Annotated in this window: 11 protein-coding genes; 10 read left to right on the top strand and 1 reads right to left on the bottom strand. The window is 48.0% G+C overall.

The annotated features are described in order from the left end of the window. Position 1 precedes the first annotated feature (1 nt). Positions 2-952: a CPBP family intramembrane glutamic endopeptidase gene (locus tag J2I46_RS27345; RefSeq protein WP_207332284.1), complete on the bottom strand. Its 951-nt coding sequence runs from the start codon at positions 950-952 to the stop codon at positions 2-4. A gap of 76 nt (positions 953-1,028) precedes the next feature. Here J2I46_RS27345 and J2I46_RS27340 point away from each other — a divergent pair, with 76 nt between their 5' ends. From J2I46_RS27340 to J2I46_RS27295, 10 genes are all read left to right on the top strand, one after another. After that, positions 1,029-1,790, top strand: a complete 762-nt coding sequence (locus J2I46_RS27340) for a tyrosine-protein phosphatase (RefSeq protein WP_207332283.1) — start codon at positions 1,029-1,031, stop codon at positions 1,788-1,790. 128 nt (positions 1,791-1,918) lie between these two features. Beyond that, positions 1,919-3,199: a nucleotide sugar dehydrogenase gene (locus tag J2I46_RS27335; protein WP_207332282.1), complete on the top strand. Its 1,281-nt coding sequence runs from the start codon at positions 1,919-1,921 to the stop codon at positions 3,197-3,199. 28 nt (positions 3,200-3,227) lie between these two features. Continuing rightward, positions 3,228-4,103 (top strand): polysaccharide biosynthesis/export family protein, encoded by an 876-nt coding sequence (locus tag J2I46_RS27330; protein ID WP_207332281.1) that lies wholly within the window; start codon positions 3,228-3,230, stop codon positions 4,101-4,103. A gap of 87 nt (positions 4,104-4,190) precedes the next feature. Next, a complete protein-coding gene (locus J2I46_RS27325) occupies positions 4,191-6,575 on the top strand; it encodes a GumC family protein (RefSeq protein WP_207332280.1) in 2,385 nt (794 codons plus the stop codon). Between the two features lie 3 nt (positions 6,576-6,578). Further along, a complete protein-coding gene (locus tag J2I46_RS27320; protein ID WP_207332279.1) occupies positions 6,579-7,922 on the top strand; it encodes a DUF8712 domain-containing protein in 1,344 nt (447 codons plus the stop codon). A gap of 12 nt (positions 7,923-7,934) precedes the next feature. Next, positions 7,935-9,131, top strand: a complete 1,197-nt coding sequence (locus J2I46_RS27315) for a glycosyltransferase family 4 protein (protein WP_207332278.1) — start codon at positions 7,935-7,937, stop codon at positions 9,129-9,131. Then, entirely contained in the window at positions 9,128-10,129 is a 1,002-nt protein-coding gene (locus J2I46_RS27310) for a CgeB family protein (RefSeq protein ID WP_207332277.1), read from the top strand. The genes J2I46_RS27315 and J2I46_RS27310 overlap by 4 nt, the downstream gene beginning before the upstream one ends. 20 nt (positions 10,130-10,149) lie before the next feature. Next, positions 10,150-11,430: a lipopolysaccharide biosynthesis protein gene (locus tag J2I46_RS33380; RefSeq protein WP_207332276.1), complete on the top strand. Its 1,281-nt coding sequence runs from the start codon at positions 10,150-10,152 to the stop codon at positions 11,428-11,430. Next, positions 11,427-12,323, top strand: a complete 897-nt coding sequence (locus J2I46_RS27300; RefSeq protein ID WP_207332275.1) for an FkbM family methyltransferase — start codon at positions 11,427-11,429, stop codon at positions 12,321-12,323. Before J2I46_RS33380 ends, J2I46_RS27300 begins: the two co-directional genes overlap by 4 nt. Positions 12,324-12,347: 24 nt before the next feature. After that, positions 12,348-13,352, top strand: coding sequence for a glycosyltransferase family 4 protein (locus J2I46_RS27295; protein WP_207332274.1), 1,005 nt, complete (start codon positions 12,348-12,350; stop codon positions 13,350-13,352). Position 13,353 lies beyond the last annotated feature (1 nt).

Genomic DNA, 13,353 nt, shown 5'->3' with positions numbered 1-13,353 from the left:
TTCATGAATAACTGTTCCCTGTTTTGTTCATTCGTTTGAAGAGTAACAGCGCACCTACCGACACAACCGCGCCAAAAAACGCTGCCGGGAGCGGCACCGACTCTGTACTGTCAACATCGATCGTAGTTAACTGCCGCTGGTATAGGAAAATCAGCAGCACCTGTAGGCCATTGTTGACAAAATGGGCCAGAATTGGCACCCATATATTTCCCGACCAGACGTAGAGGTAGCCAAACATAGCCCCCAACAACATCCGCGGAAAGAAGCCGTAGAACTGGAAGTGAATAGCGCTAAACAGAGCTGCCGACAGCCAGATACCTACATGGATGTTACCCGTCCAGACAATAAATTTTCGTTGCAGAATGCCTCTGAACAACACCTCTTCGCCAATGGCAGGCAGCAGCCCGATCGTCAGGATGGCCATTAGCAACTGCGGCACTGTTTGAAATGTAGTCAGAAACTTGGTAAGTTCAGCCATCTCGTCTTCCTTAGCCCGCATCCACCGCTCGAGCGGAGCCAGCGACTCCGGTAATTTTAACGACTGGTTCAGTTCAATAATAAGGCCATTGACTGGCATAAATGCAGTTGTCAGAAACACTACCAACACCAGCCCCGCAACCTGAGAAATAGCCTGACCGTTGAAATCAGCCAGCCTTCGTTTGTCGACGGTAAACCAGTAAACCAGCGACGGCAGCAAAAACGTACAAACGTGACTCAACGACTGAACAAGCATCAGCCACCACCAGCCGTTTGGCGTTGCCGACGGATGCTGAAGCAACTCCGTGACGCTTTTGATCGTACCACCCGATGCCAGAGCACCGGCTCCCACAACCAGCGCAGCGGCAAGAGCGCCTACCGTCATTCCCAGCATAATAAAGCCAAATAGCAGGAACATGGAACGCAGCGGCTGCGGCTCGGGTGTCAGTGGGTAAGACGATTGTAGCTCTCTCATAGTTTTCACAAAAATAGGGTAGCTTTCCCAGACATTTGGTCCAAATTTGCGCTATCATCGACACACATTCACACCCTTGGCATCTTTCTGGCAAACATTGACAAACCGGCTCAAACCGGGCTCCTCTTCCCCGCAACCTGTCAGGGCCGGATACGTTGTAGACATGCATAGCCACCTGCTTCCCGATGTTGATGATGGCATCCGCACCATCGATGAAGCCATGACCTGCCTTCGTCAGTTTGCCGAATGGGGTATCGAGCACGTAGTGACGACGCCGCACGTCAGTCAGGATATGTTTCCCAGCAGTTCGGACCTGTTGCGTACGGTAGCCGATGACGTACGTACCCAGCTGCTGGCCGAGCAACTGCCCATCACCTTCGATCTGGCCGCCGAGTATATGGTCGACGAATTGTTTGTGAAACGGCTCCACCAAAACGACTTACTCTCTTTTGGTACAGAGCGTTATGTACTGATCGAAACAGGTTGGGCCAGCCTTCCCATGCAACTGAACACCTGGATTTTTCAGATGCAGGTACAAGGTTACAAACCGGTGTTGGCCCACCCGGAACGTTATGCATATTTCCGGGGTAAAACAGAAGCCCTGGCTGATTTGCGGCAACAGGGATGCCTGCTGCAACTCAACTTGATGTCGTTAACAGGTCGATACGGTTCAGACGCCCGTCGGATGGCGCAACAGTTGATCCAGGACCGCTTAGTTGATTTTGTTTCGTCTGATTTGCACCATCCGCGTGATCTCCCAACGCTCGAAAAGGCAATACAAACTACTGATTATCAATCCTTATGCCAATTACCATTGCAGAAACCCACGTTCCGGTAAGTATATAACAATACTAAGTATAAATACATGAAACCACTATAAATTTACTTATAGATTCATTATGCACTGGCAATCTCTATATTTACAGCCAGTTAGTTACGAACCGTATCGTTGTACCACTTTCATTGATGACTCCTGTTTCGCCGCTTACCGACGCGCCACGCATCGGTGTTATTGGTCTGGGCTACGTGGGTCTTCCGCTGGCACTTGAGTTTGGCAAAAATTGGCCCACGCTGGGTTACGACATCAATGCCGTACGAATCAGCGAACTGCGCCAGCGCATTGATCAGACCCGCGAGATAGATTCGGTTGCTTTTCAACTCAGCCAGCAGGTCACCTTTAGTAACCTGGCCGACGATCTGGCTACCTGCACGGTCTTCATCGTAACTGTTCCTACACCTATCGACAAATACAAATGCCCGGATCTACGGGCGTTACTGGCGGCATCCCGTCTGGTAGGTACGTACCTGAAACAGGGTGATGTTGTCATTTACGAATCAACGGTATATCCGGGTTGCACGGAAGACGACTGCGTACCTGAACTGGAGCAAGCGAGTGGCCTGCGTTACAACGTCGATTTTTTCTGTGGCTACTCGCCTGAACGAATCAACCCCGGCGACAAAGAACGTACCTTAATCAACATCCAGAAAATCACCTCTGGCTCAACCCCGGAAACAGCACAGTTCGTTGATCAGTTATACAGTAAAATAATTGTAGCGGGTACGTATCAGGCCCCGTCTATAAAAGTAGCTGAAGCGGCCAAAGCCATCGAAAATGCCCAGCGCGACGTTAATATTTCATTTGTGAACGAGTTGGCCCTTATTTTCGATCGACTTAATATCGACACCATGGATGTACTGGAGGCCGCAGGAACGAAGTGGAACTTCCTGAAATTCAGACCCGGGCTGGTTGGTGGGCACTGCATCAGTGTAGATCCCTATTACCTGTCGCACAAGGCAGAAAGCGTCGGTTACCATCCACAGGTGATCCTGTCGGGTCGGCGGGTTAACGACGATATGCCCATTTATGTGGCCAATAAACTGGTGAAGGCCATGATTCGGGCGGGCATTCCTATCTCTGGTGCCAGCGTATTACTTCTGGGCATTACCTTTAAAGAAAATTGCCCCGATGTTCGCAATACCAAAGTAGCTGATATCTATCATGAGCTGATCGGTTTTGGTATTAACGTAACCGTGCACGACCCCTGGGCACTGGCCGATGAAGTAGCCCGCGATCATAAGATCACCCTGGCTTCGCCGCTGCAGCATACCTATGATGCTGTTGTTCTGGCCGTTGCTCATGATAGTTTCCGGCAGTTGGATATTCGCTCCCTCTGCCGACACGACAAAGCGGTTGTTTACGACCTGAAATCTGTGCTCGACCGCAATCTTGTCACCATGCGAATCTAATTCTAATTTACTCAACTCCAAATTAATTATGCAGTTCAACAGAACACCTGCTTTCTGGCTACTGGCCGCCACACTCCTACTGGGACTTTCTGAATCAGCCACGGCTCAATCGAAAAAACGCCGCGATGACATCACCTACTTTCAGGACCTGACCCCATCTGACACGTCGATGCGCATTGGCACTGGCCTCAACGGCACAACTGTTTCCGGTGCTACTGGCGTAGGCGCTACAGCACCGGGGCCCTACGTATACCGTCTTCAGCCGGGCGATATCCTGGCCATTGCCGTAACCAGTCTGAACGCCGAAGCGGATTTGGCGTTCAACCCCTTCGCCCGTACGGGTTTCACCCTTGCCTCGGGTGCCAACAACACGCAGGAAAACAACAACCTGCCCATAGGCTATCGGGTAAACGAGGCGGGCAAAATCAATTTCCCGAAACTGGGCATGGTCTCGGTAGGAGGAAAAACGCTGTCGTCACTCGAAACCACGCTGCGCGACACCCTCCGGCAATTCCTCCGCGAGCCCTACGTATCGGCCCGGCTTCTGAACTTCAAAATATCCGTAATGGGCGAGGTAAACCGGCCTTCGGTCTACACGGTTCAGAACGAAAAAATCACCCTGACCGAAGCCATCAGCCTCGCGGGTGACCTGACCGTCTATGGCAAACGGGAGAATGTGATGGTCATCCGGGAAACTGCCGGCCAGCGCGAATTCATCCGGGTAGACCTGACCCAACGCAACACCTTTACGTCAGCAGCTTATTACCTGAAGCCCAATGACGTCATTTACGTAGAACCGAAAAGCAGCAAAAAAGTACAGGCCAGCCGCACGCTCCCTATACTTCCTGCTGTGCTTAGCGGGCTAACCCTGCTGGCAACCATAGTCCTGAACCTGATTCGCTAATCAGTCAGTTGGCAACGTACCTGAGCCCTCAGGTACGTTGCCAACTGTAGTAGCTTACCCTGAGTACCACCACCGTAACAAGAACACATGACATCGATTGGACAATCAGAAAACCAGTTCGGCCAGGAATACATCAAGTTTCTGACGACGAAATACCTCCGCAACTGGTATTGGTTCGCACTGACCCTAGTCATTAGCATCGTTGGCATGTTCGGCTATCTGACAACGCTGAAATATTCCTTCAGTGCGCAGGCAAGCATCCTTATCAAGGAGGAAGACAATATGAGTGGTTCTTCCAAGCAAGCCTTGATGGACGAACTCGATATGTTCGGCTCCAAGAAGCAGGTGGAAAATGAGATGGAAGTGCTCAAATCCCGTAAGCTAGCCGAAAAAGTAGTTGATGACCTGGGCCTGGATATTGTTTATTCCTATAAAGAACGCTGGAGGGTGCGCGATATATACCGCGACTCTCCTATCATTGTTAAGGTGCTGAAACCGATTGATGCTGCCTACGACATTCCCTTTAATGTAGTAGTTGATCCGGGCAAGGCTGTCATAGATGGCGTAAGTTGCCCATTTGGCAAAGCAGCCCAATCACCATTGGGGTTGATACTGATTACGAAGCGTGATAGTGTAACTGTACCCCATAAGGATATTATAGTCACGATGCAGCACCGCGAAGGTGCTATCAAATCGTTTATCAAAAGCCTCCGCGTATCGCAGCCTAATAAATCAGCGTCGGTACTTTTCCTGACCATGGAAGATACGGCCCCCGACCGGGCTGAAGCCTATTTGGATCGGCTGATTTATTTCTACGAATTATCATCTCTTCAGGATAAAAACAAAGTAGCCGCTAATACCCTTCGCTTCGTGGAAGATCGACTGGGTATTATCTCACGGGAATTAACCTCTGTTGAAGGGGATATTCAACGGTACAAAACCAATTCAGGCATTGTTGATTTAAGTTCAGAATCAGCGTTGTTCCTGGATAAAGTGAAAGAGAACGACACCCAGTTAAGCCAGGTGAACATTCAGTTGGGTACGTTGCGTGAGATCGAAACGTACCTGGCAAGCAAGAGCGGCAATCGGACGGTTTCGCCTTCAACCGTTGGGCTGGAAAGCCCAACCCTCACCGGCCTGATTGGCAACCTGTTTGAACTGGAAGGAAAACGCGAAACCCTGATTCGTACGGTTCCCGAAAAATCGATTCCCATTGAGACAATTGATGATCAGATCCGCACGACCAAACGGAACATTGCCGATAACATACAAACGCTTCGCAGCATACTACTGAGTACGCAAAAGAACCTGCAGGCCACAAACAAGCGTATCGAGTCAACAATCCGCACGATACCGCAGAAGGAACGGCAGTTGCTCGACATCTCCCGGCAGGCCAGCATTAAAGGCAACCTGTATACGTACCTGCTTCAGAAGCGCGAAGAAACGGCGATGTCGTTTGCCTCAACAGTGTCAGACCTGCGTGTAATCGACGATGCCAAAGCAGACCCTCAGCCGGTAAAACCCGTAAAGCGTAACTATTACTTAGTTGCCCTTCTGATAGGACTATTTTTGCCCGTACTGGTGCTATGGCTAATCGACTATTTTAACAATAAGATTAGCCGGAAGACCCAAATTGAAGATGCAACCAACGCGCCCATAATTGGCGAGGTCATCCAATCTGACTCAACGGAGTCTCCGTTGGAGATAACTCCCAAAAGTCGTTCATTGCTCTCCGAGCAAATTCGGGCACTACGAACTAATATTCAGTTCTTTAACCCTAATGGCGGCACCAAGCAAACGATACTGATTACGTCGAGCATCAGCGGCGAAGGCAAATCGTTTATCTCACTCAATCTGGCTGCCAGCCTTGCCATTGCCGATAAGAAAGTGGTTATGCTGGAGCTAGACATGCGGAAGCCCAAGCTGCACCGATACATTAAAGAAACCAGTCCTCAGGGGTTATCCAGCTACTTGTCAGGGCAGGCTACAATGGATGAGATCATCAAGCCGGTACCTGGATATACTAATTTGTTTTTCATACCCTGCGGCATTCTTCCCCCCAACCCATCTGAGTTGATCAGTGGAGACAAAATGCGGTATCTGTTTGAGAATCTGCACGAGCATTTCGACGTAGTCATTGCCGATACACCACCAGTAGGTATGGTTACCGACGCTAACATCCTGGCTAAATACGCCAGTATGACGCTGTACATTGTGAGGCACTTATATACGGGCAAAGGTTTCCTAAAGAACATCAACACCCTCTATGTAGAAAAACGATTCCCGAACATGTGCCTGGTCATCAACGGCATCGATATGAAGAAGGATTACGAATACAATTACGGCTACGGATACGATGCAGGCTACGGTTATATGTACCGCTCAACGTATGGCGAAGATGGTGTAAAGCCAGAGAAAGTTTCTAACAAAAGTTTCGGATTTAATTTCTGGCATAGAAAGTCATCTATGTAAATTATGGCGTTAAATCGTACTCATTTTTTTGTAATAAGCATTTCACTGATGATGCTTATTTTATTGGAAACTACCGTTAATTTTTGGGAGGCCGCGTCATTGAGTTTTTCATTGTTTGCGCTACTCATTTTTATTAACGAATTAGGCCGTAGTATAGCAGTACGAGAGTTGATAGTGTTAACAACTACGCTAACGATGGTTTTCTCGCCAACGATTGTCTTGATTAACCGCCCTGAAGATATGGTTATTTCTTCAGAAGACTATTTAAGTTATGGTCTACCTGCTACTCTAGCTTTTAGCATTGGTATTTTAATTAAGATCAGGAAAGAGTATTCGCATAAAGAGTTATTAGAGAAAGCCAGTCAATATGTTTACGATAAAGAAAGCACAATCAGAATACTGATTATGCTTGGTGTAACAGGAAGCCTATTATTAAAACACGTGCCTGTTCAGGTCCGCGCAGCTGTCTTCTTAATTGCCAACTGTTTGTTTGCCTCTGTCTTATATGGGCATTATAAGGGAGGGAAATTAAAGATAATTACTTTGATTCTCGGGGCAACTTCACTGGTTTATGAGACAGTAAGTCAGGGTATGTTCGGAGAGCTGCTACATTATACAGCGATGTATTTTTGTGTAACATTGGTAAGTCGTCAGACTATTATTCGGCTTAGGGCCAAACTAGCATTTATAGCTGCAACAATTATATTTATCATTGTTGTACAATCCATTAAAATGGAATACCGAGCTAATACATGGGGGAATACAATTACAGAACGACGTGCTGACCCTGCTTTGATGGTAAATCTAGTCGCACAACGATTTAGTAACTTAGATTTTCTTTTTGGCAACGATCATTTATTTGCCACATTTAACCGAACGAATCAAGGGCAACTTATTTCAGAAACAATGAACTACGTGCCCCGCGTTGAAGATTACGCCAATGGAGAAATACTTTTACATTTTGTATACCCGTTTATACCAAGAATAATCTGGAGTGATAAGCCAATTACTGGTGGAGTGGCCAACATTGAACGCTTTACAAGAATTATTCATAACGGGGCAAGTAGTTCCAATATATCACCACTTGGAGAAGCCTACGCAAACTTTGGCCGTACGGGGGGTATTATTTTTATGTTCTTCTTTGGTTTGTTATTCAACTTATGTTTTCACAAAATACTTGACCTATCTACTCGAAGCCCATCTATCGTTTTCTGGATACCAATCATCTTTGTTGGATGTCTTACTTTAGAAACTGATGTATTAACTGTTTGGGGGAGTTTCGCTAATGTATCAACTTTCTTACTGCTTTTCTGGACAGGTTTCAAGCGATTAGGAATTCAATTGTAATAGATACACGTCATGCTATCTAAACCTGTTTCGTTACTTGTTATAAACTCACACCCAATTCAATACTTCGCCCCCTTATATCGGCGATTAGCAGCAGATCCGGCGTTCGATGTAACTGTTTTGTACTGCTCCCAGCATGGACTGACAGGAGAGGTAGATAAGCAATTTGGCAGGTCGGTAAAATGGGATATTCCGCTATTAGATGGTTATCGGTATGAATTTCTATCTAACCAATCACCTAACCCCTCAATACACGGCTTCTGGGGTTTACTTAACCTTTCTACTATTAAACGATTATGGCGGGCGCCCAAAAGTGTAGTCATCGTCAACGGATGGGCATCGGCAGTATGTTATGTAGCCATTCTATCGGCATGGCTCTTTGGGCACACCGTTTGTATGCGGGGCGACAGTTCACATGTGGTAGAACAGCAACGACCGAGGTCACAACTAAAAAAAAGGCAATGGTGGTTAGGACGCGGACTATTTCGATTTATCGATTATTTTCTGTACATCGGACAACAAAATAAAACGTTTTATCAGTTTTATGGTGTCCAAGAAGCAAGGTTAATTTACTGTCCGTTTGCGGTAGATAACGATCGGTTTCGGGCGCAGTATCACGTTCTTAAGCCACAACGTACTCAACTCCGAAAACGGCTTGGCATCGCTCCTGATCACTTGGTAGTGCTCTTCAGCGGCAAATACCTACCGAACAAACGGCCTCTCGATATTTTACAGGCTGTACAACAACTACATCGTTCAGATGTGTCGGTGGTGCTATTAGGCGAAGGTGAATCGCGTCGTGAACTAACCGAATTTATAGCTCAGCACACTATGACTAATGTGCTACTAACTGGGTTCGTGAACCAATCCGTCATTGGTGAATACTACGCGGCTTCGGATGTGTACATAATGTGCTCAACTATAGAAACATGGGGGTTGTCAACCAACGAGGCTATGAACTTTGGTGTGCCGGTTTTATTAGCTGATACCATTGGTTGCGTAGTCGACTTAGTTCAGGAGGGGGTCAATGGCTATAGCTATCCCTGCGGTGATATATCGAAACTATCTAACCGACTAGCCCAACTGCTCGATATGCCTGCTGAGCAACGTACCCGGATGGGAGAGGCATCGTTACGCCTAATTGATCAATATGGTTATGACAAAACTGTGCAAGCCCTGAAAAAGGCCTTTTGCCCATCGCAACTATGACCATATTTATGATTGGGCATAATGCTTACACATCGCTTGAATGCTCGTATGGCAGAGCGTTCGAAGTGATGGGGCACACTGTGACGATCTATGACGTAGAGGCAGAGATGAAGCGATTTACCCGATTGGGGTGGCCAGGACATCTCTTCAATCAGTATATCACGGTTGACGCATGGAGGCAGAAATTGAATCGCGATCTAGCGTTGCGGCTCCGCGCTTTGCAGCCCGACTTAGTGCTGGTGTTTGCCAATGCCCGCGTTATTTTTAGTACGTTAGCTTACGTCAAATCGCTGCTAATTTGTCCGTTCGTACTGGTATGGCCTGACCCACTGACAAGTTTGCAAACGCACGTATTGAATGCCGCCCCACTATATGATGGCGTGGCTACCTACTGCCAGGCCTCGGTGCCCCTGTTTCAACGCATGGGCTTTCCAAACCCGCAATGGGTGCCGCTTGCCGCCGATACTACCCTGCACGGAGGCGAACCCATGTCCGACTTTTTATATGATCTGACATTTGTAGGAGCCTGGCGCCCTGAACGAGAAGAAGCCCTGGCAACGATTACGCGCCATTTTCCGACACGTCGACTTGGGATCTGGGGGAGCAACTGGGATCGAAGCCGGGCACGCCAATTACAAATGTACCTGCATCATAAACCGCTAACCGGCCAGGCCTATGCAACTATGTTCAGGCAAAGCCGTCTGAATCTGAATGTGATTGACGACACTTGCTACCCGGCAGCCAATATGCGCTTTTTTGAGATACCGGTAGCTGGAGGATTGCAGCTTGTTACAGCCTGCCCTGAAATGGCAGGTATGTTCCGAGATAATGAGCATGTGTTGTATGCTGCGGATGAAGACCGTCTCAGCTCGGTAATTGAACACACCTTGAGCCATCCCGAACAGGCTGCACGCATCCGAAAGGCGGGTAATGAGTTGGTTCATCAAGGCCACACCTATGCGCACCGGGCAACCCAGCTCATTGATATTTTCCTGTAATACAACGTACCTGACTCCCTGTGCCGATCGCAACTACTTGGCAGCGTTTCTCTGGTTTTCTGGCCGATACCTGGCGGCAGACGGCTTACCTGTGGGGAGCGCAGGGCGTTAGCGCATTGACGGGCGTTGCCTACGGCAAATTGGTGGCGTTGTTTGTCGCGCCGGCCGTACTGGGTGTGTATAACCTGCAACTAGCCAGTACGTTGGTGCTACATGCTATTGTAGTAGCCCCTACCATTCAGGCGTACATGTCGGCCATGCAACAGTATGCTCCTAACCAGACACAACGGTTTTACACACGTTTGCTAACCGGGATTTATGGAGTAGCACTACTGGGTACGTTGGCGTTTGCCCTGATCTCCGGAGCCTGGTTTGTGGCCATGCTCATGTGGCTGGCAACAACACTGCAGGGCGCGTTTTTGCTTAACAACGGCTATTTTACGGCCTTCGGGCATGTCCGAAAACTAGCACTTACTCAAGCCCTTAACCCACTGGCTAACCTATCGTTATTAGCATTATTGATTGTGTCAGGCCGGGTAATCGACAATACAATGCTATGGGCAAATGTGGTTGCCCTGAACGGCCTGCTTTGGGTTGTGAGCTTTTACTACCTGAGGCGGCAACGAAGCACGTCAACACCCACAGGTACGTTACCCGCCCGTCGTCTCGCAGAACACCTTCGACATTACTGTTTGCCGTTAGTAATTCAGGCTATATTCAGTTGGCTTACCAACTACGGAGACCGCTACCTTGTAGGGATGCTAATGACTGAAACCGCCGTTGGTTACTACTCAGCGGGTTATGGCATGGGGGCTCGAATAGCCATCCTGGGGGCTCCGCTTCTGGTTCGTCAGACGGTGAAACTATATGCCAATCGACGGGAAGGACTACCCGTTAGAAACACATTGTCTATGCTCCGGAAAAACGTGGCTTTGCTTTGGTTAATGGGTGGTGGTGGGATTGTTTTATTAATCGCTTTGCTTGACATTATCGGCAATCTGTTTTTGTCAGCACAATATCAACCCGGATTCTCTGTCATTCCACTCATAGCCGTTGCTTACCTGTTGCTAACTACATCTCAGTTGATCGAAGCTTCATTTATGGCCTATGAAAAAACGAAATACATCCTGGCAAATTCAGTTTGCACAGCGTTAAGCAACATTAGCCTGAATATGCTATTAATCCCTCCATTTGGGATTCAGGGAGCAGCCTATGCAATGATCCTGAGTATGTTAGTACAATGCCTTATTGCAACGGGCCTATACCGTCGACTACTTACCGTTCCGAAAACGCACCTATGAATCTGAGCCGCTCAGTTGCCCGTTGGCTTGGCCATCGTCATACCCTCCGATTTGCCATAAAGCATCGTATCCTGACGACCCTGCACGATCCCAATAAGGCATCAGGGGAACTCTTCACTACCCAATTTTTCGGACTGACTTACCAGGGAAAATTCAATTCATATATCGACTGGTGTATCTACTACATGGGGGCTTATGCCCGTCACGAACTCCTGTTTTTGAAGACAGTGGCTCAAAAACTCTCTCCTAGCTCAGTCTTTCTCGACGTGGGGGCCAATGTGGGAAACCACAGTTTGTTTGCCAGCAGCGTATTCGGGCAGGTCTATTCATTTGAGCCATTGCCATGGCTGGTTGATAAACTCAATCAACAACGTCAACGCAATGCAATCAATAACCTGCACGTGTTTCCATATGCCTTGGGCGAACTGGACGCCCGGCAGGCTTTTTATAGTTCAACGATGGCAAACGAAGGGATTGGTACGTTGATCAAAGGACGTGAAGCCAATACGACCAACATTGTTGAGGTAGAGGTTAGACAGGGAGACAACTTTCTGACACAAGCCGGAATTGAACGCATCGATGTGATCAAGATAGACGTAGAAGGGTTTGAGCGGTACGTACTAAATGGTTTATCAGAGACTATCCAGCGTCAGCAACCAATTATCTTCTTTGAATGGTCGGAAGAAGCCACCAACCCCAATGTACCGCTGACCCAACAGCCCTATTTTGCTGGGTATATATTTCATCGATTCGACTACGGTCGAACTGTCGGACTAGTTTTTGAACGAGATCGGTTTAGGTTGACGCCCATTTCGGCGTTGGTGCCTCACCACAACTATGTAGCAGTACCGACAGATAAATTGGCTTTATTAGTATCCTATATTGAGAAGTAGTAAAGTAGATTACCCCACCGTGTCATGAAATTGCTCTATATTTTCCGTAAACCAAACAGCGGGTTCAGCATCGAAGGGCTATTTAGCCGTCTGGCAGAGCGGATTGCATACTTGCAACGGTACGAGGCTGCTTCCGTTTATGCCCCGCACATGACCCTCCGGCTATGGGGATTATGGCAAAACCTACGCTTCGCCCGTCGGCTGCGCGCCGATATTTACCACATTACCGGCGACGTACATTATTTGATGTTGTTACTGCCTCCCAAACAAACTGTACTGACTATCCACGATTGTGTATCGCTTGAACGGCAACTAGCCGCAGGAAATCAAATTCGCTTTCGATTGCTATGGCTCTTATTCTACTACATGCCAATGCGCCGAGCCATTTACATTACCACAGTTTCAGAAAAGTCGAAGCAGGAATTGAAGCGGTTTATGGGTGTTAAACTGGCCAGTAAAGTGCGGGTTGTTCCTAATTACGCAAACCCAAATTTCAGGCCAAAGCCAAGCCAGCTTAATCGGAATAACCCCCGGCTGTTACAGGTAGGTACAAGCCACAATAAAAATCTACACCGCCTGATTGATGCACTTCAGGGGCTCCGCTGCACACTGGTTATAGTTGGCCGAATAGGTGATGAACTGCACCAATACATAAGCCAGGCGGGCATACGATATGAACTGCACGAAGGGCTGAGCGATGCTCAAATGCTTGCGCAGTATGAGCGGTGCGACTTGGTTACTTTCATATCAGTTTACGAGGGTTTTGGATTACCCATTATTGAGGCAAATGCGGTTGGTCGGCCTGTCATTACCTCCGACATTCCACCGATGAACGGGGTGGCTAACGGAGCTGCCTGTATGGTTGATCCCTACTCGGTCGAGGCAATCCGAGCGGGACTGCAACGTCTACTATCCGACGAAGCATATCGTAGCCAACTCATTGAAGCAGGTTACCGGAATGCAGCTCAGTATAGTATCGATACTGTTGCTGCCCAATATGACACTATTTATCAGGAGATTTTACGGTAAG

Source organism: Fibrella forsythiae, from assembly GCF_017353175.1.
Lineage (GTDB): Bacteria > Bacteroidota > Bacteroidia > Cytophagales > Spirosomataceae > Fibrella > Fibrella forsythiae.
The sequence above is the reverse complement of the archived record's forward strand: the minus strand, read 5'-3'. Positions and strand labels throughout refer to the sequence as shown.

Excerpts from the sequence above, each read along its gene's own strand:
- J2I46_RS27345 (WP_207332284.1), bottom strand. The coding sequence starts at position 952 with ATGAGAGAGCTACAATCGTCTTACCCACTGACACCCGAGCCGCAGCCG.
- J2I46_RS27335 (WP_207332282.1), top strand. The coding sequence starts at position 1,919 with ATGACTCCTGTTTCGCCGCTTACCGACGCGCCACGCATCGGTGTTATT.
- J2I46_RS27330 (WP_207332281.1), top strand. The coding sequence starts at position 3,228 with ATGCAGTTCAACAGAACACCTGCTTTCTGGCTACTGGCCGCCACACTC.
- J2I46_RS27325 (WP_207332280.1), top strand. The coding sequence starts at position 4,191 with ATGACATCGATTGGACAATCAGAAAACCAGTTCGGCCAGGAATACATC.
- J2I46_RS27320 (WP_207332279.1), top strand. The coding sequence starts at position 6,579 with ATGGCGTTAAATCGTACTCATTTTTTTGTAATAAGCATTTCACTGATG.
- J2I46_RS27315 (WP_207332278.1), top strand. The coding sequence starts at position 7,935 with ATGCTATCTAAACCTGTTTCGTTACTTGTTATAAACTCACACCCAATT.
- J2I46_RS27310 (WP_207332277.1), top strand. The coding sequence starts at position 9,128 with ATGACCATATTTATGATTGGGCATAATGCTTACACATCGCTTGAATGC.
- J2I46_RS27300 (WP_207332275.1), top strand. The coding sequence starts at position 11,427 with ATGAATCTGAGCCGCTCAGTTGCCCGTTGGCTTGGCCATCGTCATACC.
- J2I46_RS27295 (WP_207332274.1), top strand. The coding sequence starts at position 12,348 with ATGAAATTGCTCTATATTTTCCGTAAACCAAACAGCGGGTTCAGCATC.